The organism is Bradyrhizobium sp. AUGA SZCCT0176 (assembly GCF_018130145.1).
Lineage (GTDB): Bacteria > Pseudomonadota > Alphaproteobacteria > Rhizobiales > Xanthobacteraceae > Bradyrhizobium.
Map to the genome: position 1 here is coordinate 22,497 of NZ_JAFCMB010000012.1, position 24,958 is coordinate 47,454.

At 62.7% G+C, this 24,958-nt stretch carries 28 protein-coding genes; 21 read left to right on the plus strand and 7 right to left on the minus strand.

Going from position 1 to position 24,958, the window contains the following annotated elements:
- Positions 1–24: 24 nt before the first annotated feature.
- From JQ600_RS24680 to JQ600_RS24735, 12 genes are all read left to right on the plus strand, one after another.
- Entirely contained in the window at positions 25–2,091 is a 2,067-nt protein-coding gene (locus JQ600_RS24680; RefSeq protein WP_212390828.1) for an ATP-binding protein, read from the plus strand.
- Complete coding sequence (locus JQ600_RS24685; protein WP_212267415.1) at positions 2,061–3,806, plus strand: DUF3369 domain-containing protein; 1,746 nt, start codon at positions 2,061–2,063, stop codon at positions 3,804–3,806. The genes JQ600_RS24680 and JQ600_RS24685 overlap by 31 nt, the downstream gene beginning before the upstream one ends.
- The gene (locus JQ600_RS24690) at positions 3,803–4,540 is read left to right on the plus strand and encodes a response regulator (RefSeq protein ID WP_212001768.1); all 738 of its coding nucleotides are present in this window, start codon (positions 3,803–3,805) and stop codon (positions 4,538–4,540) included. The genes JQ600_RS24685 and JQ600_RS24690 overlap by 4 nt, the downstream gene beginning before the upstream one ends.
- A 360-nt stretch (positions 4,541–4,900) precedes the next feature.
- Positions 4,901–5,512 (plus strand): sigma-70 family RNA polymerase sigma factor, encoded by a 612-nt coding sequence (locus tag JQ600_RS24695; RefSeq protein ID WP_192735524.1) that lies wholly within the window; start codon positions 4,901–4,903, stop codon positions 5,510–5,512.
- A gap of 176 nt (positions 5,513–5,688) precedes the next feature.
- Positions 5,689–5,880 (plus strand): hypothetical protein, encoded by a 192-nt coding sequence (locus JQ600_RS24700; RefSeq protein ID WP_212267410.1) that lies wholly within the window; start codon positions 5,689–5,691, stop codon positions 5,878–5,880.
- 223 nt (positions 5,881–6,103) lie between these two features.
- Complete coding sequence (locus JQ600_RS24705; protein ID WP_212267408.1) at positions 6,104–6,583, plus strand: hypothetical protein; 480 nt, start codon at positions 6,104–6,106, stop codon at positions 6,581–6,583.
- Between the two features lie 54 nt (positions 6,584–6,637).
- Positions 6,638–7,621, plus strand: a complete 984-nt coding sequence (locus tag JQ600_RS24710; RefSeq protein ID WP_212267406.1) for a hypothetical protein — start codon at positions 6,638–6,640, stop codon at positions 7,619–7,621.
- Between the two features lie 86 nt (positions 7,622–7,707).
- A complete protein-coding gene (locus JQ600_RS24715) occupies positions 7,708–9,117 on the plus strand; it encodes a cytochrome ubiquinol oxidase subunit I (protein WP_212390827.1) in 1,410 nt (469 codons plus the stop codon).
- Entirely contained in the window at positions 9,114–10,121 is a 1,008-nt protein-coding gene (gene cydB / locus JQ600_RS24720) for a cytochrome d ubiquinol oxidase subunit II (RefSeq protein ID WP_249136071.1), read from the plus strand. The genes JQ600_RS24715 and cydB overlap by 4 nt, the downstream gene beginning before the upstream one ends.
- Positions 10,121–10,276, plus strand: a complete 156-nt coding sequence (locus JQ600_RS24725; protein ID WP_212390826.1) for a DUF2474 domain-containing protein — start codon at positions 10,121–10,123, stop codon at positions 10,274–10,276. The genes cydB and JQ600_RS24725 overlap by 1 nt, the downstream gene beginning before the upstream one ends.
- A gap of 176 nt (positions 10,277–10,452) precedes the next feature.
- On the plus strand, positions 10,453–11,052 hold the full coding sequence (locus JQ600_RS24730) for a L,D-transpeptidase (protein WP_212001779.1): 600 nt from the start codon (positions 10,453–10,455) through the stop codon (positions 11,050–11,052).
- 57 nt (positions 11,053–11,109) lie between these two features.
- Positions 11,110–12,150, plus strand: coding sequence for an amino acid ABC transporter substrate-binding protein (locus JQ600_RS24735; RefSeq protein ID WP_212001781.1), 1,041 nt, complete (start codon positions 11,110–11,112; stop codon positions 12,148–12,150).
- A 126-nt stretch (positions 12,151–12,276) separates the two neighbouring features.
- Here JQ600_RS24735 and JQ600_RS24740 read toward each other — a convergent pair whose 3' ends face one another.
- Entirely contained in the window at positions 12,277–13,416 is a 1,140-nt protein-coding gene (locus JQ600_RS24740) for an acyl-CoA dehydrogenase family protein (RefSeq protein WP_212390825.1), read from the minus strand.
- Between the two features lie 146 nt (positions 13,417–13,562).
- The gene (locus tag JQ600_RS24745) at positions 13,563–14,747 is read right to left on the minus strand and encodes an acyl-CoA dehydrogenase family protein (protein ID WP_212390824.1); all 1,185 of its coding nucleotides are present in this window, start codon (positions 14,745–14,747) and stop codon (positions 13,563–13,565) included.
- 159 nt (positions 14,748–14,906) lie between these two features.
- Between JQ600_RS24745 and JQ600_RS24750 the strand changes: the two genes are divergently transcribed.
- Together JQ600_RS24750 and JQ600_RS24755 are read left to right on the plus strand one after the other, a co-directional pair.
- Positions 14,907–15,452: a carboxymuconolactone decarboxylase family protein gene (locus tag JQ600_RS24750; protein WP_212390823.1), complete on the plus strand. Its 546-nt coding sequence runs from the start codon at positions 14,907–14,909 to the stop codon at positions 15,450–15,452.
- 92 nt (positions 15,453–15,544) lie between these two features.
- Positions 15,545–16,039, plus strand: a complete 495-nt coding sequence (locus JQ600_RS24755) for a VOC family protein (protein ID WP_212390822.1) — start codon at positions 15,545–15,547, stop codon at positions 16,037–16,039.
- Positions 16,040–16,112: 73 nt separating this feature from the next.
- Here the strand turns inward: JQ600_RS24755 and JQ600_RS24760 are convergent, their stop codons facing one another.
- The 5 genes from JQ600_RS24760 to JQ600_RS24780 all read right to left on the minus strand — a co-directional run bounded on the left by JQ600_RS24760 (position 16,113) and on the right by JQ600_RS24780 (position 20,335).
- Positions 16,113–17,357 carry an MFS transporter gene (locus tag JQ600_RS24760; protein WP_212390821.1) on the minus strand — a complete coding sequence of 415 codons (1,245 nt, stop codon included), beginning with the start codon at positions 17,355–17,357 and terminating at the stop codon, positions 16,113–16,115.
- A gap of 195 nt (positions 17,358–17,552) precedes the next feature.
- Entirely contained in the window at positions 17,553–17,912 is a 360-nt protein-coding gene (locus JQ600_RS24765; RefSeq protein WP_212208898.1) for a nuclear transport factor 2 family protein, read from the minus strand.
- A gap of 25 nt (positions 17,913–17,937) precedes the next feature.
- Positions 17,938–19,182: an MFS transporter gene (locus JQ600_RS24770; protein ID WP_212390820.1), complete on the minus strand. Its 1,245-nt coding sequence runs from the start codon at positions 19,180–19,182 to the stop codon at positions 17,938–17,940.
- 112 nt (positions 19,183–19,294) lie between these two features.
- On the minus strand, positions 19,295–19,990 hold the full coding sequence (locus tag JQ600_RS24775) for a DUF938 domain-containing protein (RefSeq protein WP_212390819.1): 696 nt from the start codon (positions 19,988–19,990) through the stop codon (positions 19,295–19,297).
- A gap of 9 nt (positions 19,991–19,999) precedes the next feature.
- Positions 20,000–20,335, minus strand: coding sequence for a helix-turn-helix transcriptional regulator (locus tag JQ600_RS24780; RefSeq protein ID WP_212267557.1), 336 nt, complete (start codon positions 20,333–20,335; stop codon positions 20,000–20,002).
- A gap of 208 nt (positions 20,336–20,543) precedes the next feature.
- Here JQ600_RS24780 and soxC point away from each other — a divergent pair, with 208 nt between their 5' ends.
- From soxC to JQ600_RS24815, 7 genes are all read left to right on the plus strand, one after another.
- The gene (gene soxC, locus JQ600_RS24785; RefSeq protein ID WP_409363334.1) at positions 20,544–21,824 is read left to right on the plus strand and encodes a sulfite dehydrogenase; all 1,281 of its coding nucleotides are present in this window, start codon (positions 20,544–20,546) and stop codon (positions 21,822–21,824) included.
- Positions 21,808–22,482, plus strand: a complete 675-nt coding sequence (locus JQ600_RS24790) for a c-type cytochrome (protein ID WP_212390818.1) — start codon at positions 21,808–21,810, stop codon at positions 22,480–22,482. Before soxC ends, JQ600_RS24790 begins: the two co-directional genes overlap by 17 nt.
- Before the next feature lie 97 nt (positions 22,483–22,579).
- On the plus strand, positions 22,580–22,903 hold the full coding sequence (soxX, locus tag JQ600_RS24795) for a sulfur oxidation c-type cytochrome SoxX (RefSeq protein ID WP_212390846.1): 324 nt from the start codon (positions 22,580–22,582) through the stop codon (positions 22,901–22,903).
- 27 nt (positions 22,904–22,930) lie between these two features.
- The gene (gene soxY / locus JQ600_RS24800) at positions 22,931–23,425 is read left to right on the plus strand and encodes a thiosulfate oxidation carrier protein SoxY (RefSeq protein WP_212390817.1); all 495 of its coding nucleotides are present in this window, start codon (positions 22,931–22,933) and stop codon (positions 23,423–23,425) included.
- A 27-nt stretch (positions 23,426–23,452) separates the two neighbouring features.
- Positions 23,453–23,764, plus strand: coding sequence for a thiosulfate oxidation carrier complex protein SoxZ (soxZ, locus tag JQ600_RS24805; RefSeq protein ID WP_192735543.1), 312 nt, complete (start codon positions 23,453–23,455; stop codon positions 23,762–23,764).
- Complete coding sequence (soxA, locus tag JQ600_RS24810; RefSeq protein WP_212390816.1) at positions 23,761–24,624, plus strand: sulfur oxidation c-type cytochrome SoxA; 864 nt, start codon at positions 23,761–23,763, stop codon at positions 24,622–24,624. Before soxZ ends, soxA begins: the two co-directional genes overlap by 4 nt.
- Positions 24,621–24,929, plus strand: a complete 309-nt coding sequence (locus tag JQ600_RS24815) for a hypothetical protein (protein ID WP_212390815.1) — start codon at positions 24,621–24,623, stop codon at positions 24,927–24,929. The genes soxA and JQ600_RS24815 overlap by 4 nt, the downstream gene beginning before the upstream one ends.
- Positions 24,930–24,958: the final 29 nt, after the last annotated feature.

A 24,958-nucleotide genomic window follows, 5' to 3' on the forward strand; every position in this document is an offset into this window, starting at 1 on the left:
GCAACCTCGCAACAAGACGGATCAGTGGAACGGCCGGCGAGCCTCGCCGCACGCGGCCGTATTCGCATCGTCCAGGTGCTGCGCGCGGTCCCGATCCGCTGGCGCATCCTGTCGATCGCGGCCTTGAACTCCGCCGTGGTCGTGGTGCTGGCCGCGCTGATATGGAACGGCGCCAAGGTGCTCGGTTCGGCCTGGGAAGATGTTCGCCACGTCAGGGAATCCGACAAGATCCTGGCGCTGCTTGAAAGCGAAACCAGCCGGCTGCAGAACCTGATCCATCGCTACATCAACCAGCCGAGCCCGGAACTGTTCGCGGAGATCCTGCTGCTGCGCGAAGCCGTGCTCGGCACACTGACCAACCGCGCCTCGAACGACCCGATGCTTTCGGGCTCGGTCGAGCAGCTCGAGCAGGTCACCGACCGCTTCCTCAACGGTTTCGGCGAACTGCGCGCGGTGCAGGCGACGATCTCTAAAACCTACGAGCAACAGGTGCTGGGCCCGGCCAGGGACATGGCCGGGCTCTATTCCATCATCGAGGGCGCCACCGGGCACCGCGATGCGCTGATCTGGCCGTCGCTCGGAAAATCCCGCGAGGCGTTTACCGGGATGCTGGTCGCCGCCAACGCCTATTACCTTTCGCTGGCGTCGGCTTCGGCCGAGGACGCCCGCCGCAATACCGAGACGATCGAAAAAACCATCCCGGTGATGTCCGACCTTGCCGACAATGATTTGCAGCGCATGGCGCTGACGCGGCTGCATGCGAAAACCCTGGCGTTGCGCGAGGGACTGGCGAAGCTGACCGAGCAGCTTGCGATCCGGACCGAATTGTTGCGCAACACCATCGACGCCAGCCAGGCCGATGCGATCGGCGTGATCGACAGCCTGTCGGTGAAGATGCGCCAGCGCGAGCAAAAGGCGCAGGAAACCTTCGACCGCACGCTGGCGGGCATTTCGCGCCGGGTGCTGTCGATCGCCGTGATCTTCCTCGGCATCATCCTGTCCGCGGGTGTCCTGATCGCGCTCTCGATCCGGCTGCCGCTGCAGCAGATCATGGCGTCGATGCACGCGATCACCTCGGGCAATTACGATCGCGCCGTGCAGGGCACGTCAGCCAAGGACGAGGTCGGCGCGATGGCGCGCGCGGTGGAGGTGTTCCGCGAAAACGCCATCGCCAAACGCAAGACCGAGGACGAGCTGCGCGCGTCGAAGGAAAAGGCCGAGGGCGCGCTGCTCGAACTCAATGCCGCCCAGCAGAACCTGATCGACGCCGAACGGCTGGCGGCGCTGGGCGGCCTGGTCGCCGGCGTCGCCCACGAGGTCAACAACCCGATCGGCATCAGCCTGACGGTGGCATCGAGCTTCGCGCGCCGCGCGGAAATCTTCGAGACCGAGCTGCGCACCGAGCCGCTGCGCCGCTCCAAGCTCGACGAGTTCGTCAAGAGCTCGCGCGACGCCGCCGGGCAACTGGTGGCCAATTTGCACCGTGCCGGCGAACTGATCCAGTCGTTCAAGCAGGTGGCGGTGGACCGCTCCCATGCCGAGCGGCGGCAATTCAGCCTCAGCGAGGCCACCGACCAGATCGTCGCGAGCCTGCGCCCGGTGTTGAAGAAGGCGACGATTACGCTGTCGGTCGACGTGCCGGAGGGTCTGTTGATCGACGGCTATCCCGGCTCCTACGGCCAGATTTTAACCAATCTTTTCCTCAACGCAGCCAATCATGCCTTCGCCGACGGCCGTTCCGGCGCGATCTCGCTTTCGGCACGGGCCCGCGGCAGTGACGATGTCGAAATCATTTTTGCCGATAATGGGGCCGGAATGACGCCGGACGTCCAGCGGCAGGCGTTCGATCCGTTCTTTACCACGCGCCGCAACGAGGGCGGTACCGGACTGGGCTTGCATATCGTCTATAATCTTGTCACTCAACAGCTCGGCGGCCGGATGATGCTGGAGTCAAGGCTAGGACAAGGCACCACTTTCCGCATTATCATGCCCAAGGTCGCCAAGGGAATCGTAACCAGCGGACCCACTATCACAGACGCAGCAGCCGACGGAACCCCTCAATGGCCGAACAGGACGATGTCCTCCACCTGATCGACGATTCCGAAACCGCCCCGGATGATTCGTCTGTACGCAAATGGAAGATCGCCGTCATCGACGACGATCAGGCGGTGCATGAAGGCACCCGGTTTGCGCTGAGCGACTACAACCTCCACGGCGCCACGCTGGAAATCCTCTCCGCCTATTCCGCGGCTGAAGGCCGCGTCCTGATGCGCGACAATCCCGATATCGCCGCCGTGCTGCTCGACGTCATCATGGAAACCGACGTCGCCGGCCTCGACCTCGTCGAGTACATCCGCAACGACATCAAGAACGAGACCGTCCGCATCATCCTGCGCACCGGCCAGCCCGGCCAGGCGCCGGAGCGCCGCGTCATCGTCCAGTACGACATCAACGACTACAAGGCCAAAACCGAGCTCACCGCCGACAAGCTGTTCACCTCGCTGACCGCCGCCTTGCGCAGCTATCAGCAGCTCGAGCGCATGGTGCAGACAAGGCGCGGGCTCGAAATCATCATCGACGCCGCCTCCACCCTGTATGATTTCAAATCGATGCAGCGCCTCGCCGAAGGGGTGTTGACGCAACTGGCTTCGCTGCTCAATGTCGATTGCGCCGGTATACTGGTGCTGCGCGACGACGGCGCCCCCGGCAGCGAATTCTCCGTGCTGGCGGGTTCGGGTTGCTACAGCCGCTTCATCGGCTCGACCAGTTCAAAATCACTCGATCCGGATTTGCGGCAGATGGTGGAAGACGCCTTCACGCGCCGCAAGAACGAGTTCGCCGACCACCGCAGCGTGCTTTACCTGCGCACCGGCTCTGGCCGTGAGGTCGTGGTGCTGCTGCAGGCCGAGCGCCAGCTTTCCGACACCGATCGCGCGCTGGTCGAGATTTTCTCCAGCCGGCTGTCGATCGCGTTCGACAATGTGATCCTCTACCAGCAGCTGCACGCGGCCAATACCCAGCTCGAAGACCGCGTCGCCCAGCGCACCCGCGCGCTGATGCAGGCCAACCGCCGGCTTTCGGCGCAGTGGCTGCGGCTGCAGCGCGCCAACGGCTTCAAGAATGAAATCCTCGGCACCGTCGCCCACGACCTGAAAAACCCGCTCGGCGTCATTCTCGGCCGCACCGAAATGCTGAACGAACTGATCAGCGCCGGCTCGCCGAAGGAAAACGTCACTGCGCAGGTCGACCACATCCGCGACGCCACCAAGCGCCTGACCTCGATGGTCGATCATCTGATTTCGGATGCGATGGCGGACGCCTTCGACATCACCATCCGCCGCGAGCCGGTCGACGTCGGCGCCCTGGTGGCCGAAGTCACCGACGCCAATCTGCCCTCGGCCGTGAACAAGCAGCAGACCATCAACGTCTCCGCGCCGCCGAATTTCGTCACCATGTGTGACGTCGACCGGATCCGCGAGGCGATCGACAATCTGGTCAGCAATGCCATCAAATATTCACCTATCGGCGGCAAGATCACGGTGGGCGTCACCCATGAGGGTGACAACACCGTCGTGCGGATCACGGACGAGGGCGCGGGCCTGTCGCCCGAGGATCTCGGCCGGCTGTTCGGCCGCTTCCAGCGGCTGTCAGCCAAGCCGACCGCGGGCGAAAGCTCGACCGGCCTCGGTCTATCGATCGTCAAACGCATTATCGACATGCATGGCGGCCATGTGACCGCGGATAGTCCCGGCCCCGGACAGGGGTCGACGTTTACGGTTACACTGCCTGCAGCAGAGACATCATGAGCCAGAGCCAGCACATCATCATCGTCGACGACGAGGCGCCGGCCCGCGAAATGGTCGGCGATTACCTCAAGATGCACGGTTTCGCCGTGACGCTATGCGACGGCGGCAAGAGCCTGCGCGGCGTCATCGAAACCAATGTGCCCGACCTCGTCGTGCTCGACCTCAACATGCCCGAGGAAGACGGGCTCTCGATCATCCGCGACCTGAAAAGCCGCATCAACGTCCCCGTCATCATGCTGACGGCGACCGCAAGCCCGATCGACCGCGTCGTCGGCCTTGAGCTTGGGGCTGACGATTACATCGCAAAGCCCTGCGAGCTGCGCGAATTGATGGCGCGCATCCGCTCGGTGCTGCGCCGCAGTGCGCCGGTCAAGGCGGCGACGCCCGAGGCCGCCGGCGCCAAGGCGGAAAAGGAGCAATTGGTGCGGTTCGGCACCAAATGGCTCGATCTCGAGGCCCAGGCGCTGCGCGACGACGAAGGCAACGAGCATCCGCTGACCGCGTCCGAATTCGGCCTGTTGAAGGTGTTCGCGGCCAATCCGAAGCGGGTGCTGTCGCGCGAGCGGCTGCTGGAGCTGGCGAATGCGCGCGACGCCGAAGCGTTCGACCGTGCGGTCGACCTCCGCATCATGCGGATCCGGCGCAAGATCGAGATCGACCCGACCAAGCCCGCCGTGATCCGCACCATCCGCGGCGGCGGCTACCTGTTCTCGCCGACCGGCGAGAAGGGTTAGCTGCGAAAATCAGCGTCGTCCCCGCGAAGGCCGGGACCCATAACCACCTACAGTCGTGATTCTGCACGTTTGGTCGTTGTCCTGTTCCAACAAGATTGGCTGCGGCGTATGGGTCCCGGCCTTCGCCGGGACGACAATTTCTCCCGCACTGCGGAACGATTTTCGATCTGAAATCCTCCAATTTTCCGCACATTGAAATCATTATCATTTTCGCCCGAAATGTTTCGTCGCAGCCGCTGTGACGAAACAATTCTCCCCGGCACGAAACCATTTTCCCCCTTCCGTGCAGACATCCCGAAACGTTCGTTAACTAGAAATCTCCCAACGACACGCCGCCAAGCGGCGAACTGGGAGTTTGTCATGCCGAACGTGATTGCCATCAACGCTGCAGCCCGCAAGCACATTGCCGATGCCCGCGCGACATCGGACGAATCGCTGCTGGAGAGCATTGCCAAAGGCGACCGCACGGCGATGCACGTGCTTTATTCCCGGCATCACGTACGGGTTTACCGCTTCATCCTGCGCATGGTGCGCGATACCACGATGGCGGAAGACCTCGTCAGCCAGGTGTTTCTGGACGTGTGGCGCACCGCCAGCCAATTCGAAGGCCGCTCCCAGGTTTCGACCTGGTTGCTGTCGATCGCCCGCTTCAAGGCGCTGACCGCGCTGCGCCAGCGCAAGCATGAGGATATCGATCAGGACGACGTGCTCGAGATCGCCGACGAAGCCGACACCCCGGAAGCGTCGCTCGACCGCAGCAACACCAGCGCCATCCTGCGCGCCTGTGTCGCCAAGCTGTCGCCGGCGCACCGCGAGATCATCAACCTGGTCTACTACCACGAGAAGTCGGTGGAAGAGGCCGGCGCGATCATCGGTATTCCCCAGAGCACAGTGAAGACCCGGATGTTCTACGCCCGCAAACAATTGGCCGACTTGCTTAAGGTCGCAGGCGTGGACAGCATCGCCGCATAAAACTTAGATATTTCAATCAGTTATATTGGCATAGGAAGCAAGAAACCGGGTCGATTTCGAAGCCAAAGATTAAAGGCGACGAAACAAATGAAACAATCCACGACATCACCCGGAAAAACTCTGCCCCTATACCTATCATCAACAACGCAACACCAACGCCGAACAGGAGAGCGAACATGCTGAAGCCGTCCTTCCGCCTCTTCATTGTCCCGCTCGGCGCGGTCGCCACCCTCGCTTCATTGTCCGCCCAGAACGTCTCGCCCCGCGCCCAGCGCGATACCGGTTCGATGTTTGTGCGCGAACAAGTGGTCGATTGCAGCACCAAGAGCGCCGCTGAGGTCTGTGTGATCCCGGACGCCGTTCGCTAAACAAGTTTCTGACGAGCCGACCAAGCTTTAACCGACCAAGGCTTAACCTCCCAAGAACCTCCAACGACCCGGCCGGGATGCCCCCCGCCCGGGTCGCTCTGTATTTGGCGGGTGCGATCCGCTCCCTCAGCTATCGTTCAGGACTAATTTGCAACTAATTCGCATTTGCATTATCGTCATGACCTGACTTTAGGGATTTCAAGGATCACAGGGGGAGGCCACCATGTTCGTCTCGTATCGCGCAGCCATCGGCGCGTCTGTTTTGCTCGGCCTCGTCTCGGGCGGGGCGATCGCGGCCGGCGATTTGTCGCGGCAGACGCCGATCGAGGTCACCGTCGCATTGGGCTCGCCGGGCAAGCATGAATTCACGCCGAAGCAACTGAAGTTCGAGACCGGCAAGCTCTACAAACTGATCCTGCGCAACGACAGCAACGACCCGCATTATTTCACCTCGCATGCGTTCTCGGCGATGGTATGGACGCGCAAAGTGCAGGTCACGCAACAGCGCGACGGCAAGGGCGTGACGCTGGCCGAATTCAAGGGCGCGATGCGCGAGATCGAAGTCTATCCGGGCCACTCCGCCGAATGGTGGCTGGTACCGGTCGCCGCCGGCCGCGTCACCGACCTGCGCTGCGACATCAAGGGCGCCGACGGCAAGACCCACGCCGACCTCGGCATGACCGGCGAGATCGTGATCGAGTAATGGTGCGCTTCCTGCTTGACGCGATCGAGCCGGTCGTGATGTTTGCCGCTGACAATGGAAGCTGCGGCAAACCCGGATGAAGTTCGGCTGCGCAAGGGATCCTCGCTCAGGGAAAGGTTTGTCCAGGCGGGCTCCGGCGCTGTAATTCTTCTGATTATTGTCCCGGGCCTGCTTACCTGGGCCTCGGGCGGCCGACCATTCATTCCTGCACTCTGGGTCGTGCCGCTCGGATTGTTCCTGATCGGCGTTGCCGCCCTTGAGCGCAATGTGGCCTGGATCATCACGCAAGATGGCATCCTGATCGGCGAGCAGCGTCCGCTTGGTCAGGTGCACAAGCGAATGATCAGCCATCACGACATCGCAGAGGTTCGCGTCCGCAAGAACAGGTTCAGCTATCCCGCGAGTTTCAGCCTCGTGTGCAGGCTGGCCTCAGGGGGTGTCTTGATCTCGCCACCGCTGCCGGACATCACGCGCGTCAACGAAACCGCCTCAATTGTTACGGGATTGCTCGGTTGTCCCGATGCCGCGCCCATCGACAACCCGCTCGAGGCCGGCAACGCCGAGATCACCCTTGGCTCGCCGGTCAGCTCCGATCTGGGCCGCGTGATTCGAATGGCCGTGCCGGTTGTGGCCGGCCTGTGCGCTCTGCCATTCCTCATCGCATTCTGGATCGGCGAGTGGGAGATGGCGCTCGGATTGCTCTTGCCGCTCGGCTTTCTCGCTGCCTTTGCTCTCTACCGCTACGCGCACCGCCTCGCCGGCGCGTGCTGGTTCATTCGGCAAGGCGAGATCCGTGTCGAGCGGATTGCGTTAAGCGGCAAGCCATCCGCCGAGACGATCCATGCAGGTGACGTCGCAGCGATCGAGGTCGACGAGCCCGATTCCAAGGACCGGACCTGCACCATCAGCATTCGGCTGCACACCGGCCAGACCTTCTGCAGCCCGACAAAGCACGACGAAAATGCCGCACGTGCCGTGCGCGCAGAAATCATTCGGCGTCTCAATACGCCTCCGGATGCCGGAACATTGTCCGGATAGAGGACCTCTGCTGCAAAAGCCGCGGTACTGTTATCGCATCCGGCATGATAGGTTTCACGCCAGGTTAGCTGCGATAGGTGGTGCCGATGTTCGAAGGCTGGGATGCCGTTGTATTGGCCCGGGCGCAGTTTGCCTTCACGATGTCGTTCCACATCGTATTCCCGGCCTTCTCGATCGGGCTCGCCAGTTATCTCGCGGTGCTTGAAGCGCTGTGGCTGTGGACCCGGCGCGAGGTCTATATCAACCTGTTCAATTACTGGCTGAAGATTTTCGCCGTCGCTTTCGGCATGGGCGTGGTGTCGGGCATCGTGATGTCCTACCAGTTCGGCACCAATTGGTCGGCCTTCTCGGACAAAACTGGCCCCGTGATCGGCCCGCTGATGGCCTATGAGGTGCTGACGGCGTTCTTCCTCGAGGCGGGTTTCCTCGGCGTAATGCTGTTCGGGCTCGATCGCGTCGGCCCCAGATTGCATTTTTTCGCGACGCTGATGGTCGCGGTCGGCACGCTGATTTCAGCGTTCTGGATTCTGTCGGCCAATTCCTGGATGCAGACACCCACAGGTCACGCCCTCAATGCCGAAGGCCAGTTCATCGCCGTCGACTGGTTCAAGGTGATCTTCAATCCATCATTCCCTTACCGGCTCGTGCACATGGTGCTGGCGGCGTACCTGACCACCGCGTTGGTGGTCGGCGCGGTGGGCGCCTGGCATCTGCTGCGCGACCCGCATCTGGCCGGCCCGCGTGTGATGTTCTCGATGGCGATGTGGATGGCGACGATCGTCGCCCCGCTCCAGATCCTCGCCGGCGACCAGCACGGGCTCAACACGCTGGAGCATCAGCCGGTGAAGATCATGGCGATGGAAGGCCATTTCCAGAGCCACAAGGACGGCGCGCCGCTGATTCTGTTCGGCTGGCCCAATCAGGCCGCGGGCAGGATGGACTACGCGATCGAAGTCCCCAAACTGGGCTCGTTGATCCTCAAACATTCCCTCGACGCGCCGATGGCCGGCCTCGACACCGTGCCGCGTGAAAACTGGCCGCCGGTGCCGATCACCTTCTGGTCGTTCCGGATCATGGTCGGCATGGGGCTCCTGATGATGGGGCTCGGCCTGCTCAGCCTGCTGATGCGCTTCCGCGGTACGCTGTACAATTCGCGTCCGCTGCACATGTTTGCGGTCGCGATGGCTCCGTCGGGTTTCATCGCAGTGCTGGCGGGCTGGATCACCACCGAGACCGGGCGTCAGCCATACACGGTGTATGGATTGCTGCGAACGGTGGATTCGGCGTCGCCACTGGCTGCGCCCGCGGTCGCCTCGTCGCTGATCGCCTTCATCATTGTTTATTTCGTGGTGTTCACCGCCGGCGTGATCTACCTCCTGCGCCTGATGGCACAGCCGCCGCATCACGGCGAGGAAGGTCCGCGCAGCGACGTCCCGGCGCGCGCCGCCGGCATCACGCCGGCCGCCGGTGCTGTCGCCGAGGGAGCCGCGCGATGATCCCCATCGACCTTCCGACCATCTGGGCCTTCATCATCGCCTTTGCGGTGTTCGTCTATGTCGTGATGGACGGCTTCGATCTCGGCCTCGGCATCCTGTTTCCGCTGTTTCCGAAGAAGGAAGATCGCGACGTCATCATGAACAGCGTCGCGCCGGTCTGGGACGGCAACGAGACCTGGCTGGTGCTCGGCGGCGGCGGCCTGATGGCGGCCTTCCCGCTGGCCTATGCCGTGCTGATGCCGGCGCTCTACACGCCGATGATCGTGATGCTGCTCGGGCTGGTATTCCGCGGCGTCGCCTTTGAATTCCGCTGGCGCACCACGCGCGAACGCAACCGCTGGGACATTGCGTTTGCCGGCGGCTCGCTGCTGGCGACGCTGGCGCAGGGCATTGCGCTCGGCGCCATCCTGCAGGGCATTCAGGTCTCGGGGCGACATTATGCCGGCGGCTGGTGGGACTGGCTGACGCCGTTCAGCATCCTCACCGGCGTCGCGCTCGTGATCGGCTATGCGCTGCTCGGCGCGACCTGGCTTGTCATGAAGACCGAAGGCGAATTGCGCGACCGCGCCTATCAGCTGAGCTGGCTGCTGCTGGTTGCGATGCTGTGCGCCATCGGCATCGTCAGCATTGCAACGCCGTTCCTGCATGTGCAGTACACCCATCGCTGGTTTGCCTGGCCCAACATCATCCTGACCGCGCCGGTGCCGGTCGCGGTAGCCGCCGTCACCGTGATGTTGCTGCGCAGCCTCGCCAACAAATATGACTACCAGCCGTTCTTCCTGACGCTGGCGCTGTTCGCGCTGTCCTATGCCGGGCTCGGCATCAGCATGTATCCCTATATCGTGCCGCAGAGCATCACGATCTGGCAGGCGGCCTCGCCCGAGAACAGCCAGTTGTTCATGCTGGTCGGCGTCGCCATACTGATCCCGCTGATCCTCGGCTATACCGCGTGGGCCTATTGGGTGTTCCGCGGCAAGGTCAAAGCCGAAAGCGGCTATCACTGATGACAAAGGCGTTTTCCAGCGAAAAAAGCTCCAGCGAGCCGACACCGCGGCCGCTGACGCAGCGCCTGCTGTGGTTTGCCGCGCTGTGGCTCGGCGGCGTCGGCACGGTGACGCTGATCTCCTACGGCCTGCGGCTCTGGATCGCGCCGAAATGAGGCCTTTGTCACAATCACCGGCGATTGTGATATCAGAAAATAGAAGCCATTCCAGCAGGATACCGCCCCTGCTGCCCTAAACTTGCCATCAAGCTGGCCCTGAGATTTGATGGTTCCGCTGATTTGGCTATAAGCGCCAACCAATTGGCCAACGCGCCAACAAGGAGAGCTCCGCAATGACGAAGTTTCGGCACCTGATCTGGATGATGATCGCAACGAGCGGTCTGATCCTCTCAGCCTCGCAGAGCAACGCGCAGCTGCGGCAGCCCGATGTGGGCGACCAGCCGGGGCTGGTCGCCGACGAATCCGTCCAGCTCGATCCGCAGTTCAGGAAGACGGCGGTGCTCTACCGCACCAACGAAGCGCCGGGCACCATCATCGTGGTCACGGCCGAGCGCCATCTCTATCTGATCCAGGGCGGCGGCCGCGCGCTGCGCTACGGCATCGGCGTCGGCCGCGAGGGTTTCACGTGGCAGGGACTCGTCAACATCACGCAAAAGAAGGAATGGCCGGATTGGACGCCGCCGCCGGAAATGATTCAACGCCAGCCCTATTTGCCGCGCTTCATGGCCGGCGGCCCGGGTAACCCGCTCGGTGCGCGGGCGATGTATCTCGGCACCACCGTCTACCGCATTCACGGCACCAACCGCCCCGACACCATCGGCACCGCCGTCTCGTCCGGCTGCTTCCGGCTCGTCAACGCCGACGTCGCCGATCTCTATGAGCGCGTCCCGGTCGGCACCAAGGTGATCATCCGGCAGAAGCCCGAACTGTAATTGCGACAGCACCGTCTCTTCCGCAGATCCATTTCCCTGAAATTGGTGAGTTAAAAAATGCTACGTACATTTCGAGGCGGCCTCCTCATTGGGCTGGCGGTCGCAATCGCGGTCGCGGCTGGCGCAATCACCTATGAACGCTATGACACCAAGACCCTGAAGCGGACGCTGAAGCGCGGCGAACTGCTGTGCGGCGTCAACAAGGGCCTGCCGGGCTTCTCGATCCCCGACGACAAGGGCGACTGGACCGGATTCGACGTCGATTTCTGCCGCGCGGTGGCGGCTGCGATCTTCGACGATCCCAAGAAGGCGAAGTTCATTCCCCTCGACGCCAGCGAGCGGTTCAAGGAGCTGTCGAGCCGCAAGGTCGACATTCTCTCGCGCAACTCCACCTGGAGCATGTCGCGCGAGGTCAACAACGCGCTCTATTTCCCGGCCGTCGCCTATTATGACGGTGAAGGCTTCATGCTGCCGGCCTCGCGCAAGATCGATTCCGGACTGGACCTCAACAACAGCAAGATCTGCGTGCAGGACGGCACCACCACCGTGCTCAACGTCGCGGATTATTTCCGCGCCAACAACATGAAATACACGGAGATGAAATTCGCCAAGCTGGACGATGTCGTCAAAGCCTATAATGAAGGCAAGTGCGACACCCTGACCGCCGACGTCTCCCAGCTCTACGCGCTGCGCCTCAACCTCAGCAAGCCGGACGACCACACCATCCTGCCCGACGTCATCTCGAAGGAGCCGCTGGCACCCGTGGTGCGGCAGCGCGACGACGACTGGATGATGATCGTGAAGTGGACCCTGTACGCGATGATCAACGCCGAGGAGCTCGGCATCACCTCGAAAAACATAGACGACGCGCTGAAGTCGAAGAAGCCGGACGTGATGCGGCTGGTCGGCACCGAAGGCGCCTATGGCGAGGACCTCGGCCTCACCAAGGATTGGGCCGCCCGCATCATCCGCCACGTCGGCAATTACGGCGAGATCTACGACCGCAATGTCGGCGCCGAATCCAAGCTCAAGATCCCGCGCGGCCTGAACTCGCTCTGGAGCAACGGCGGCATCCAGTACGCCCCGCCGATCCGGTGACGGCCGATAAGGCCGTCATCCCGGGATGGTGCGTTAGCACCAGACCCGGAATCTCGAGATTCCCCGATGCGCAATTGCGCACCTGCGGTTCGCGCTACGCGCGCCCCGGAATGACTGCCTAGATTCTCAATAACTCTTCATCCGCGCCAACTGATCGGCGTGATAATTGCTGTCGCCGAACAGTTCCTGGCAGACCCGCGCGCGCTTCATGAAGAAGCCGATGTCGAACTGGTCGGTCATGCCCATGCCGCCATGCATCTGCACGCCTTCCTGGACCGCCCGCGTCGCGGTGGTCCCGGCGCGTGCCTTTGCAACCGCAACCGCGGCACTGGCGTTGGCGAAATCGCCATCGAGCGTCTGCAGCGCCTTCAGCACGGCAGCGCGCGTGATCTCGATATCGATATAGAGCTCGGCGGCGCGATGCTGCAGCGCCTGGAATTCGCCGATCAGCTTGCCGAACTGTTTGCGCTCCTTCAGATACGTCACGGTGCGGCCGAACACTTCCTCGCTGAGGCCTACCATTTCGGATGCGACCGCGCCGCGGCCGATATTGAGCACGCCTTCGAGCAATGCTCCGCCCTGATCGACCTCGCCGAGCACGCTGTCCGCATTGACCTCGACATTGTCGAATTCGATGCGCGCCGCATTGTGCGAATCCACCATCGCGGTGCGCTCGACCGCGAGGCCCTTGGACTTGGGATCGACCAGGAACAGCGTCAGCCCGTTGCGCTCGCCGGCGGAGCCAGCCGTGCGCGCCGCGACGATCAGGAGATCGACGGTGTGGCCGTCGACCACAAAGGCTTTTGCGCCGTTGAGCTTGAAGCCGTTGCCGGAACGCGACGCCTGCAGCTTGGTCTGCAACGGACGATGCTTGGCGCCCTCGTCGACCGCAAGCGCTGCGAGCAGCGAGCCGTCAGAAATTTTGGGCAGATGCGCGGCCTTTTGCGCGTCGCTGCCGCCGCGCGTCAGTGCGGAGGCTGCCAGCACCGCGGTCGAGAGAAACGGCGACGGCATCAAGGTGCGGCCGATTTCCTCCATCACCACGCCTGCCTCGACGGCGCCTAACCCGCTGCCGCCAAAGTTTTCCGGCACCAGCAGACCCGAAAAGCCCATCTCGGCAAACGCCTTCCAGAGCTCGCGGGAAAATCCCGTGGCGTCCTTCGCATCGCGCAAGGCTCGCAGATGCGACACCGGCGCCTTGTCGCTGATAAGGCCGCGCGCGCTGTCGCGCAGCATGGATTGTTCTTCGGTGAGGACGAGTGCCATGGAGAGGATCCGAAACGCTTGAGTTGATCGACTGACTGAATTTGTTTCGTCATGCCCGGGCTTGTCCCGGGCATCCACGTCTTTGGCTCACACCGTGAGAAAGACGTGGATGGCCGGGTCAAGCCCGGCCATGACGGTGTGGGAGACTAAGCCCCCGGCAGATCGAGGATCCGCTTGGCGACGATGCCGAGCATCACCTCCGAGGTGCCGCCTTCGATCGAATTGGCCTTGGTGCGCAGCCAGGCGCGCGGGCGGGCGCCGCCTTTGGAGCGCTCGCTTTCCCATTCCAGCGCGTCGACGCCGCCGGCCGACATCAGGATTTCGTAGCGGCGCTTGTTGAGTTCGGTGCCGTAATATTTCATCGCCGAGGAAAACGCCGGATGCGACTGGCCGGCTTTCGCCAGATCGACCGCGCGTTCCGCCGCCGCCGACAGCGCCGCCTCGTCGATCTCGAAGCTCGAGATCTGGCCGCGCAGCATCGCATCATCCAGCCGGCCCTGCTCGTCGCTGCCGACCGAATCGGCCGCGACCTGCCCCAGCGGACGGCCGACGCCGCGCTCGCCCATGCCCGAGATCATCGCGCGTTCGTGCTGCAGCAGATATTTCGCCACATCCCAGCCGCGGTTGACGGTGCCGACCACATGCGATTTCGGCACCCGCACCCCATCAAAGAAGGTTTCGCAGAACGGCGAGGCACCCGAGATCAAGAGGATCGGTTTGGTCGTGACGCCCTTCGACGTCATGTCGAACAGAATGAAACTGATGCCGTCATGCTTCTTCGCGGCGCCATCGGTGCGCACCAGGCAAAAAATCCAGTCGGCGTAGTTGGCATATGACGTCCAGATCTTCTGGCCGGTGATGACGAAATCATCGCCGTCGCTCTCGGCGCGGGTCTGCAGCGAAGCGAGGTCCGATCCGGCGTTCGGTTCGGAGTAACCCTGGCACCAGCGGATCAGACCCGCGGCGATGTCAGGCAGATGCTCCTTCTTCTGCGCCTCGTTGCCGTATTTCAGCAGCGCCGGCCCGAGCATCCAGATGCCGAAGCTCGACAGCGGCGAACGCGCGCCCATCGCCGCCATTTCCTCGCGCAGCACCTTGTGCTCGGCGCGATCGAGCCCTCCGCCGCCATATTCCTTTGGCCAGTCGGGCACCGTCCAGCCCTTGTCGCGCATCCGCTCGAACCAGACGCGCTGCGGTTCGGAAGAGAATTTGGCGTTGCGGCCGCCCCAGTACGTGTCGCCTTCCGAGGTCATGGGCTTGCGCATCTCCGGCGGGCAATTGGCCTCGAGCCAGGCGCGGGTTTCACGGCGGAATTGATCAGGATCGGACATGGTGCGTTTCCATATGGGGCGAGTTGAAACGACCTTAGTCGCCGCATCGCGGAATTCAACATCTCTCTGCGCCGCGCCATGCTCGGTCAGCCGTAGTCACGCGCCGGGATCGGGTGTATCGCAGAGGCGGCAACGATTGAAAAACAAGAGGAAACCGACATGCGGCTGAAGTTGCTTTCGCCTGGCGAAATGAACCCCGAGCAAAAAGAAACCTACGACGAGTCGATTGCCGGCAAGCGCGGCGCCGCGCCGGCGCCGATGATGGCCTGGCTCAACAGCCCCCAGATGGCCAAGCATGCCACGCGGCTCGGCGAGCAACTTCGTTTCAACACGATCTTTCCCGCAAAGCTTTCCGAGATCGCGATCCTCGTCACCGCACGGCACTGGACCTCGCATTACGAATGGTTCGCGCACAAGCGCCTGGCGCTGAAGGGCGGCATGGACCCGAAAATCATCGACGACATCCGCGACCGCCGCACGCCCACCTTCGACGACCCCAAGGGCCAGATGATCTACGACGTCGCGAAATCGCTGCACGAGGGGCACGAGGTCTCCAAGCCGTTGTACGACGCGGCGGTGGAATTGCTTACGGTGCGCGGCGTGACAGAGGTCATCGGGCTGTGCGGATACTACACGATGGTTTCGATGACGCTGAACACGTTCGAGTTCGGGCTGCCGGATGGGGAAGTTTCGGACTTGGCATAAGATTTGGAAACGCATGGTTTCTGAATTGCCGGTATCCGTCTCCCGGATTCTCCCTACTTTAAAATCTCGGCAAGGCAAATGGAGACATCGACATGCCCGACAACACTCCCATCATCGCCGGCACACGGATCGGGCATGTCCATCTCAAGGTCGCCGACCTCGAACGCGCGCTCGGGTTCTACTGCGGTGTGCTCGGCTTTGAGATCATGCAGCGGATGGGCTCGGCCGCGGCGTTCATTTCGGCCGGCGGCTATCATCATCACATCGGCCTCAACACCTGGGAAAGCAAAGGCGGCCATCCGCCGCCGCCGGGCACCACCGGGCTGTTCCACACCGCGATCCTCTACCCCACCCGCCCGGCGCTGGCGGACGCGCTGCATCGGGTGATGCAGGCCGGCATTGCGCTCGACGGCGCCAGCGACCACGGTGTCAGCGAGGCGCTGTATTTGCGCGATCCTGATGAGAACGGCGTCGAACTTTACCGCGACCGGCCCAAGGAAGAATGGCCGCGCGCCGCCGACGGCTCGCTGTCGATGTTCACGAAGCGGCTGGATCTCGAAGATTTGCTGCGGCAACGGGAAGCGTAGTCTTTTCTCACCGTCATTGCGAGCGAAGCGAAGCAATCCATCTCTCCGCCCGCGGCGCTATGGATCTTCGTCGCTACGCTCCTCGCAATGGCGCCGTCTTCCCGCGAATCATGATCAGCACGGCGGCAATCAACTCGAGACCAATGCAGCCGTAGAACGGCAGCGAATAGCTTCCCGACATGTCGCGCAGCAGTCCGACCACGCCGGGACCAAATGCATAGGTGATCTGGTTGATCGCGGTGATCAGGCTGACCAGCACGCCGAACGCGCGCGGATCGAATTCGCGCTGCACGATCAGCGCCGGCAGCGTGATCAGATTGCCTACCGAAAAGCCGAACAGCGCGCAGGCCGCCATCAGCGCGTAATCATTGTGCACGTTGATGACGACCACCAGCGCCACCGCCTGGCTGACGAACGAGAGCGCGGATGCCAGCCGCTGGTTCATCTGGTCGATCACGAACGAAAACAGCACGCGGCCGACCACCGCCATGGCGGTCAATAGCGCGACCGCGATCGCCGCGCGCTCGCGCCCGATCACCGAATCCAGAAACGAGATCAGATGCACGATGAAGCCGACCTGCGCGAACAGCACCAGCGCGAAGGCTAACGATACCGACAGGAAACCGATATCGCGAAACGCCCGCGCGCGAATCTGGATCGGCGATGGCCCATCCGCGGCGCTGACCTCGCCCCCGTTTGCGCTCGCATGGCCCGGCGGCCGCCCGACGTAAATCAGGATGACCGGTACCATCAGCACGACCATCACGACCGCAGCGGCAATCATCGCGCCCGGGAAGCCGAAATAGCCGATCGCCAGTACCAGCAGCGGCACGCCGGCGATACCGCCAAAGCTGGCGCCGTTCAACGCCAGGCTGATCGCCATGCCGCGCTTCCTGTCGAACCAGAGGCCCAGCGTGTTGGTGATCATGCCGAGGCTGGTCCCGGCCCAGCCGAAGGCGAGAAAAGCGTTGGCGAGATAGAGCTGCCAGGGTTCGCGCACCTGGCCGATCGCAACAGCGGCGATCGCCATCGTGCCTATGCCGGCGATCATGCAGTTCCGGGGACCGAACGCCCTGATCGCCTCGCTGACGAAGGCAACCAGCGCCGCGCCGGACAGATAGAAGAACGTCGTGCCGAGCGAAATCAGCGACGCCGGCCAGCCGTGCAGCCGCTGCAGCTCGGCGACATAGACGCTCTGGCCGTAAAAGCCGAGCCCCCAGCCGAAGGTCGCGAGCAGGAAACAGACGAGGACAATCCGCCAGCCGTCGTAGCGTAGCGAAGTTTCGTCGATGGCGGTGTGAATGGGGCCCTTTAACATTCTTGTTCTTTGTTCTTGCACCGTCATGCCCGGATCAGTCCGGGCATCCACAATCTTCCTTACCACCAAAGGCTTGGATGGCCGGGTCATCTAGCGCGAAGACGCGCTTCGCGCTTCTGCCCGGCCATGACAACAACAAATAGCAGAATCACAAGAGCAATAATTCGGCGCAGGCCGAAATGTCAGCAGCTGTCATCAGGCCTTCTTCGGCGGCTCGTAGAAGAACCGCTCGCGGAAAATCCTGTCGCCGCGCCATTCCTGCATGGCGACTTCATCGATCCGCATCGCTGCGCCGGATGGGTAGGTGAAATCGAAAATCCAGTGGATCGCGACACGATCGCCCTCGAGGACCGAGGACACGCAGGTGGTGACGACGCTCGACACCCGCTCCAGCGTCGCGCGCTCTTGCCCCACCAGCACGTCGCGGCCGACGCGCGGCGGCGCGCTGTTCTCCTGCATGGTGGCGTCTTCGGTGTAATAGCGTTCGATGGCGCCGGCATGGTCGCCGGAAACGACGACGGCGATGAATTCGTCAAGACGCGCGCGCGAGGGCATGGGGGCCTCCAGAATGTGACTGCTACTAGATAGTGGGGCCGGCAAGTTCGTCAACTTCCCGAAACTTCGCCCGCCGCCGCGCGAATGATGCGAGCGACAGCACCGCGAGCCCGAGCAGCACCGGCGGAAACACCACCATGTTGACCATCGACCAGCCGTAATGCGCCAGCAACTGGCCGGACGAGAACGAGCCGATCGCCATCACCCCGAACACCAGGAAATCGTTGAAGGCCTGCACCTTGTTGCGCTCCTGCGGCCGGTGCGTCTCCAGCACCAGCGCGGACGCGCCGATGAACGCGAAATTCCAGCCCACGCCGAGCACGATGAGGCAGGCCCAGAAATGCATCGCTGTGATGCCGGATAGGCCAATCAATGCGGCGGCGGCCTCCAGCAACAGGCCGAGCGCGACAATGCGAGGCGCGCCGAAGCGTGCGATCAGCGAGCCCGTGAAGAAGCTCGGCCCATACATCGCCACGATGTGCCACTGGATGCCGAAGTTGGAATCGCTGACGGTGAGCCCGCACATCTTCATCGCGAGCGGCGCTGATGTCATCACCAGATTCATCATGGGATAGGCGATCACGCCGCACAGCGCCGCCGCAATGAAGCGCGGCTGCCGCGCGATCTCGAACAGCGGCCGGCCGCCATGCATGTCCGCCGCGGCAGGTTTTGGCGCATCGACGCCGAACAAGACCACCATCGCCACCAACGCCACCAACGCCTGCGCGACGAAACTGAAGGCAAACAGATAAGGCGGCCAGATATCCATGGTCCATTGCACGAGCTGCGGACCGAGCACGCCGGCAAACACACCGCCCGCCATCACCCACGACACCGCCTTTGGGCGGAACGCGACGCTGGCGCCGTCGGCCGCGGCAAAGCGATAGGATTGCGCCACCGCGCCATAGAGTCCGCCGAAGAAGGTCGCACAGCAAAACAGCCAGAACGAGCCTTGCAGGATGGCAGCCGCACCGATCAGACCGGTGAGCACGCCGCAGCCGGTGCCGATGATGAAGGCGACGCGGCGGCCATAGGCACGCGAAATTGCCCCGGTCGGCAGCGTGCCGGCGGCGAGGCCTAGCACATACATCGAGAGCGGCACGGTCGCGAGCGAGATGTCGGGCGCCAGCGTCGCGCCGACGATCGAACCGGTGGCGAAGATCACTGCCGAGTTGGCGCCGGTCAGCGCCTGCGCCGCGGCGAGACGCAGCACATTGGCGCGCGCCCGCGCGTCATTGGTCATCTCTGCGGTGGCAGTGGTATCCAGCATCGGCATTCCCGCCCGGCAGGCCCCGGCGGGAGCTGCAATTCATTGGCCTGTTTGATTTGCGGCACTATGAAGACGTGCAGACGTGCGATCAACCGACGCAAACGGGCGCGCGCTATGCGCTGGGCTCACCCTTTATCGTTCGCTCGAACACCAGAATCAAATTATTCGCCGGCATCGGTACGGTTTCGATCAATGCAAGCCCGACGCCTTCAGCCAACCGGCTGACATCTTCGATATCGCGCACGCCCCATTCGGCGTCGCGGTCGCGAAGGCTGGTGTCGAAGACGGCGTTGCTGAGCGCGGTGTGCTTGCCGTCGCGCTTGAACGGGCCATAGAGAAACAGCCGCCCGTCGCTGCGCAAGTAACGCGCCGCGCCGGCGAACAATCCTTCCGCGACGCGCCAGGGGGCGATGTGAATCACATTCGCGCAGAACACCGCCAGCAAGTCGGAAGGCCCGCTACCGTCATGCATCTGATCGCACCATGCGGGATCGCTGAGATCGATCCGCATTTCGGGACGGATGTTCGGCAGACCCGCATGCGCGCGCCACGCCGCAATGCTGTTCAGATGCGCCTCGTTGAAATCGCTCGGCCACCAGGTGATGTCGGGCGCATGGCGGGCGAAATGCACCACATGCTGGCCGGTGCCGCTGCCGGCCTCCAGCACGTCGCCGGATTTGCCGGCGAGGAATTTCTGCAGCACCGCCCAGATCGGCGCATGGTTGCGATGGAATGCGGCCGCGTCCAGCCGGCCGTCGGCTTCAATCGGCCGGCCATCCTTGCCAAACTCCACCACAAACTCAGCCACCGCAAAATCTCACTTCAAGTCTTCGCAATAGATTTCCTTCAAGAGCTGCAAGACGCGCAGGGCACGCTGATCCACCACGCGGTAATGCAGCGTCTGCGAGGCCCGCCGGAATTCGACCAGACCATCGGCGCGCAATTTGGCCAGATGCTGCGACAGCGCCGACTGGCTGAGCTTGGCGACGCCGACGAGTTCACCGACAGTCATCTCGCCGCGCACCGCGAGAAAGCAGAGAACCAGCAGCCGCTTCTCGTGACCGAGCAATTTGAGCAGTTGCGCGGCCTCACCGGCCTGTTTCGCCAGCTTCTTCAGGGACGCCTCGTCCTCTGCGGCGTTGCCGATGGGCATCTTGTTGGTTGTTGCCGCTTCTGCTCTCATCGCCTGTATCCGGATCGAAATCAGCGCCGCCTGGGCGCGGTGTATCAGTTTATCGCGCCCATGGTTATTTAGCATTGACTAAATTAGTGAATGACGATAAACCCGCGAAAAAGCAACAAATGATGCGGCCATGTGGCGGCAAGGGGAATGAAACGTGCGGCCTGATCTCTGGCGCAGCATATCTCTACTGTCGAGCACGGGCGCGCACACGCGGCTCGGCCGGCGTTCCCTGCTCGGCCTTGGCGCGGCGCTGACCGGTAGCCTTGCGCTCGGTCCAAAACAGGGAAATGCAGAGCCCTCGCCGGCATCCCCACCCGCGGACGCGCCATGGTCGCAATCGATCGGGCCCGGCGTGGTCGACCGGCCCTATGGCCGGCCCGCCGATACCGAGGCCGGCGTCATCAGGCGCAACGTGCCGTGGCTCACCGCCGGCACCGAATCCTCGATCAGCTTTTCGCCGCTGCAGGATCTGCACGGTATCATCACGCCGAACGGCCTGTTTTTCGAGCGCTATCACGCCGGCCGGCCGGACGTCGATCCGGAGCAGCACAAGCTCATGATCCACGGCCTGGTCGAGCGCCCGCTGCTTCTCTCGATGAAAGACATCGTCCGTTTTCCGCAGGTCACGCGCATCCATTTCATCGAATGCCCGGCCAATGGCGGCATGGAGTGGCGCGCTGCGCAGTTGAACTCGCTGCAGTTCAATCACGGCATGATCTCCTGCGCGGAATGGACCGGGGTGCGGCTGTCGACCCTGCTGGAAGAGGTCGGCATCAAGAAGGAGGCCAAGTGGGTCATGGTCGAGGGCGCCGACGGCGCGCACATGAACCGCAGCCTGCCGCTCGACAAATGCCTCGACGATTGCCTCGTGGTCTACGCGCAAAACGGCGAGGCGCTGCGGCCCGAACAGGGTTATCCGCTGCGGCTGGTGGTGCCGGGCTGGGAAGGCAATGTCAGCATCAAATGGCTGCGCCGGATCAAGCTCGGCGACAAACCCTGGCATTCGCGCGAAGAGACCTCGAAATATACCGACCTGATGCCGGACGGCACCTCGCGCGGCTTCACCTGGCTGATCGACGCCAAATCCGTCATCACCTTCCCCTGCCCCGAAAAGCCCCTCTCGGGTCCCGGCCTCTATGAAATCAGGGGATTGGCATGGACCGGCAACGGCAAGGTCAAGCGCGTCGACGTCTCGACCGACGGCGGCGTCAACTGGCAGAGCGCGCGGCTGCATGAGCCGGTGCTGTCGAAAGCGCTGACGAAATTCACGATACCCTGGCGCTGGGACGGCGCGCCGGCACTGCTGGAATCCCGCGTCATCGACGAGACCGGCTATGTGCAGCCGACGATCGCGCAGCTGCGCAAGCAGCGCGGAACCAATTCGGTCTATCACAACAATTCGATCCAGACCTGGCAGGTGAAGGGCGACGGGAGCGTGTTCGATGTCCAGCTCGCGTAAGCACCTCGCGCTGCTTTGCGCCGGCGTGATCACCGCCGCCGGCACCTTCGCTTACGCCGCCGAGCCCGGATATTACGGCTATGGCGAGCGGGCGACGCCTGGGCAGATCGCCGGCTGGGATATCGATGCGCGCGGCGAGGATGGTGTGGGCCTGCCCGCGGGCCGCGGCGGCGTGCACCGGGGCGCGGAGGTCTATGCCGAGCAATGCGCGGCCTGCCATGGAACTTTCGGCGAAGGCGAGGGCCGGTTTCCCAAGCTCGTCGGCGGCGCCGGGACGCTCAGGGACGACCGGCCGGAGCTGACGGTCGGCAGCTACTGGCCGTTTGCGCCGACCCTGTGGGACTACATTAACCGCGCCATGCCGATGGCTGCACCGCACACATTGTCAGCCGATGACGTTTATGCTTTGACCGCCTATATTCTGAACCTGAACGACATCGTTCCCAGTGAATTTGTCGCCGACCGGGAAAGCTTGCCGAAAGTCAAAATGCCCAATCGCGACAATTTCCTCTGGACCGATCCGAGGCCCGATACGGCAGCTAAACCGTGCATGAACGCATGCGTTGACCCCGCCGGCGTCAAAATCGTGTCCACGGCGGAAGGCAAGAACCTGACGCCACGTACCACGGGTCCGCTCGACACGATACAAGCAAAATAGAATTGGCAAGCAAAGTAGAGTTGGCAAGCTTGAATAGAAATTACGGGAAACGTCCTTGAGCAACACACCTCTAAACAAGCTTGGGCTGATCGCGGCGATGGTGCTGGCGCTATCGATCGGCGCAGCCGCGAGCCCCGCTTATGCCCAGTCCGCGGCGGCGGAAGGCCAGAAACTGGCCTTCGACCGCAGCAAGGGCAACTGCCTGACCTGCCACGCGATCAAGGGCGGCCAGTATCCCGGCACGCTCGGGCCGGAGCTGGTCGACATCAAAAGCAAATACCCCAACCGCGACGAGCTCGTCGCCATTATCTACGACGAAACCAAGCGCAATCCGCTGACTGTGATGCCTCCGTTCGGACGAAACCGGATTTTGACCGACAAGGAAATCAGCGCGGTCGTGGATTTCCTGCAAACATTGTGACGGCGCGCCTTTCAGGAGAACTTTCGGATGACAAATACTGACAATGGATTTTCCGCCACGCGGCGCCTGATCCTGCAAGGCGCGGGCGCGGTGGCGCTGGTCGGCCTTGGCAATCTTCCCTTTGGCCTCGCGCCGGCGTTCGCGGCCGCCAACGACAAATATCCGGAAGAGGCGTTCAAGCAGAAGAGCGAAGCCGACGCGATCAAGTCGCTCTACGGCAAGACGGCAGAAGTTTCCGACAAGGTGAAGATGGACGCGCCCGAGATCGCCGAGAACGGCGCGGTGGTGCCGGTATCGGTCACGACGACGCTCGCCGACGTGACCTCGATCTCGTTCCTGGTGGCTGAAAACCCGGTCGCTCTGGTGGCCTCCTACAAGATTCCGGCCGGCACGATGCCGAGCGTTGCCAACCGCATCAAGATGGCGAAGACCAGCAACGTGATCGTCGTCGTCGAAGCCGGTGGCAAGCTCTACAGCGCCACCAAGGAAGTCAAAGTCACCGTCGGCGGCTGCGGCGGTTAAGACACAGATAATCGAAGGATCGAAACAATGGCATCGACCATTCGCGTGCGCGCCACCTCGTCAGGCGAAACCACCGAAGTGCAGGCGCTGATCCAGCACCCGATGGATTCCGGCTTCATCAAGGATTCCAAGGGCGAGCTCATTCCGCCGCATTTCATCCAGCAATTGACCTTCGAATATAACGGCAAGCCGGTATTCACAGCCGATTGGGGCGGCGGCGTCTCCAAGGACCCCTACGTCAAGTTCGCCTTCAAGGGCGGCAAGAAGGGCGACGAACTGAAAGTGAGCTGGGTCGACAACAAGGGCGCCACCGACACGACAACGGCGAAGATTCAATGAAGCTGCGATCCACGATACAGTTCGCGGCGGCGGCGTTCGCGCTGGCTCTGCTGGCGTTCGCCGCGCCGCCTGCGGTCTCCGCCGACAAGGTCGACCCGGTCGCCGACGAGAAAGCGTTCAAGAAATTCTTCTACGACAAATTCCCCAAGCTGAAGCCGGAGGATTTCGTCAACGGTCCCTATTCGATGGACGCGGACCTGTACAAGCAATGGCAGGATAAGGAACAGTTCCCTCCCTACGAGTTCTCGCTCGAACTGGGCAAGGAGATGTTTTCCAAGCCGTTCAAGAACGGCAAGACCTATGGCGACTGCTTCCCGAATAACGGCATCGGCATCCGCCAGGACTATCCCACCTTCGACGAGAAAGAAGGCAAGGTCATCACGCTGGAGCTGGCGCTTAACCGCTGCCGCGAGGCGAATGGCGAGCCGGCGTTCTCCTATGTGCGCGACGAGATGGCGGCGCTGACCGCCTATATGGCCTTCACCTCACGCGGCAAGCCGTTCAACATCAAGGTTCCGAACGACCCGCGCGCGCTGGCTGCTTATGAAAACGGCAAGGAATATTTCTACACGCGGCGCGGCCAGCTCAATTTCTCCTGCGCCACCTGCCATGTGCAGAGTCCGGGCGAGAAGGTCCGCACCGAAGTGCTGGCGCCGGCGCTCGGCATTGTCAACGCGATGCCGATCTATCGCTCCGAGTGGAACGGCATGGGCACGACGAGCCGGCGCTTCACCACCTGCAACAGCCAGATCCGCGGCGTGCCGCTGACGCCGCAGGACGATGAATATCGCAACGTCGAATACTACCTGTCCTATGTCAGCAACGGATTGCCGATATCAGGCCCGGGAGCGCGGCCATGAGGATCACGACACTCACATCGATCGCAGTGTTGCTGCTGCTAGGTGCGACATCGGCGCTGGCCGCCGGCGAGGACGACTACAAGGCCGCCTACGCCGCTGCTGAAGCCGCCAACAAGCAGGCGGCTTCCTTGCGCAATCAATGGACCACGACGGCCTCTATGCTGGCGGCGGCCAAGAAGTTCGCCGATGGCGGCGATTTCGACAAGGCCACAGCGTCAGCCAAAGAAGCGGAAGCGCTGGCGAAAGCTTCGATCTTCCAGGCCACCAGCGAAAAGGAACGCTGGAGAGATTTGGAAATTCGCTAGGGCATGATCCGGAAAAGTGGATACCGGTT

What these genes read in the sequence shown, in the direction of transcription:
- JQ600_RS24685 (WP_212267415.1), top strand. Translation starts at nt 2,061, where the DNA reads ATGGCCGAACAGGACGATGTCCTCCACCTGATCGACGATTCCGAAACC.
- JQ600_RS24690 (WP_212001768.1), top strand. Translation starts at nt 3,803, where the DNA reads ATGAGCCAGAGCCAGCACATCATCATCGTCGACGACGAGGCGCCGGCC.
- JQ600_RS24695 (WP_192735524.1), top strand. Translation starts at nt 4,901, where the DNA reads ATGCCGAACGTGATTGCCATCAACGCTGCAGCCCGCAAGCACATTGCC.
- JQ600_RS24700 (WP_212267410.1), top strand. Translation starts at nt 5,689, where the DNA reads ATGCTGAAGCCGTCCTTCCGCCTCTTCATTGTCCCGCTCGGCGCGGTC.
- JQ600_RS24705 (WP_212267408.1), top strand. Translation starts at nt 6,104, where the DNA reads ATGTTCGTCTCGTATCGCGCAGCCATCGGCGCGTCTGTTTTGCTCGGC.
- JQ600_RS24710 (WP_212267406.1), top strand. Translation starts at nt 6,638, where the DNA reads ATGGAAGCTGCGGCAAACCCGGATGAAGTTCGGCTGCGCAAGGGATCC.
- JQ600_RS24715 (WP_212390827.1), top strand. Translation starts at nt 7,708, where the DNA reads ATGTTCGAAGGCTGGGATGCCGTTGTATTGGCCCGGGCGCAGTTTGCC.
- cydB (WP_249136071.1), top strand. Translation starts at nt 9,114, where the DNA reads ATGATCCCCATCGACCTTCCGACCATCTGGGCCTTCATCATCGCCTTT.
- JQ600_RS24725 (WP_212390826.1), top strand. Translation starts at nt 10,121, where the DNA reads ATGACAAAGGCGTTTTCCAGCGAAAAAAGCTCCAGCGAGCCGACACCG.
- JQ600_RS24730 (WP_212001779.1), top strand. Translation starts at nt 10,453, where the DNA reads ATGACGAAGTTTCGGCACCTGATCTGGATGATGATCGCAACGAGCGGT.
- JQ600_RS24735 (WP_212001781.1), top strand. Translation starts at nt 11,110, where the DNA reads ATGCTACGTACATTTCGAGGCGGCCTCCTCATTGGGCTGGCGGTCGCA.
- JQ600_RS24740 (WP_212390825.1), bottom strand. Translation starts at nt 13,416, where the DNA reads ATGGCACTCGTCCTCACCGAAGAACAATCCATGCTGCGCGACAGCGCG.
- JQ600_RS24745 (WP_212390824.1), bottom strand. Translation starts at nt 14,747, where the DNA reads ATGTCCGATCCTGATCAATTCCGCCGTGAAACCCGCGCCTGGCTCGAG.
- JQ600_RS24750 (WP_212390823.1), top strand. Translation starts at nt 14,907, where the DNA reads ATGCGGCTGAAGTTGCTTTCGCCTGGCGAAATGAACCCCGAGCAAAAA.
- JQ600_RS24755 (WP_212390822.1), top strand. Translation starts at nt 15,545, where the DNA reads ATGCCCGACAACACTCCCATCATCGCCGGCACACGGATCGGGCATGTC.
- JQ600_RS24760 (WP_212390821.1), bottom strand. Translation starts at nt 17,357, where the DNA reads ATGTTAAAGGGCCCCATTCACACCGCCATCGACGAAACTTCGCTACGC.
- JQ600_RS24765 (WP_212208898.1), bottom strand. Translation starts at nt 17,912, where the DNA reads ATGCCCTCGCGCGCGCGTCTTGACGAATTCATCGCCGTCGTCGTTTCC.
- JQ600_RS24770 (WP_212390820.1), bottom strand. Translation starts at nt 19,182, where the DNA reads ATGCTGGATACCACTGCCACCGCAGAGATGACCAATGACGCGCGGGCG.
- JQ600_RS24780 (WP_212267557.1), bottom strand. Translation starts at nt 20,335, where the DNA reads ATGCCCATCGGCAACGCCGCAGAGGACGAGGCGTCCCTGAAGAAGCTG.
- JQ600_RS24790 (WP_212390818.1), top strand. Translation starts at nt 21,808, where the DNA reads ATGTCCAGCTCGCGTAAGCACCTCGCGCTGCTTTGCGCCGGCGTGATC.
- soxX (WP_212390846.1), top strand. Translation starts at nt 22,580, where the DNA reads ATGGTGCTGGCGCTATCGATCGGCGCAGCCGCGAGCCCCGCTTATGCC.
- soxY (WP_212390817.1), top strand. Translation starts at nt 22,931, where the DNA reads ATGACAAATACTGACAATGGATTTTCCGCCACGCGGCGCCTGATCCTG.
- soxZ (WP_192735543.1), top strand. Translation starts at nt 23,453, where the DNA reads ATGGCATCGACCATTCGCGTGCGCGCCACCTCGTCAGGCGAAACCACC.
- soxA (WP_212390816.1), top strand. Translation starts at nt 23,761, where the DNA reads ATGAAGCTGCGATCCACGATACAGTTCGCGGCGGCGGCGTTCGCGCTG.
- JQ600_RS24815 (WP_212390815.1), top strand. Translation starts at nt 24,621, where the DNA reads ATGAGGATCACGACACTCACATCGATCGCAGTGTTGCTGCTGCTAGGT.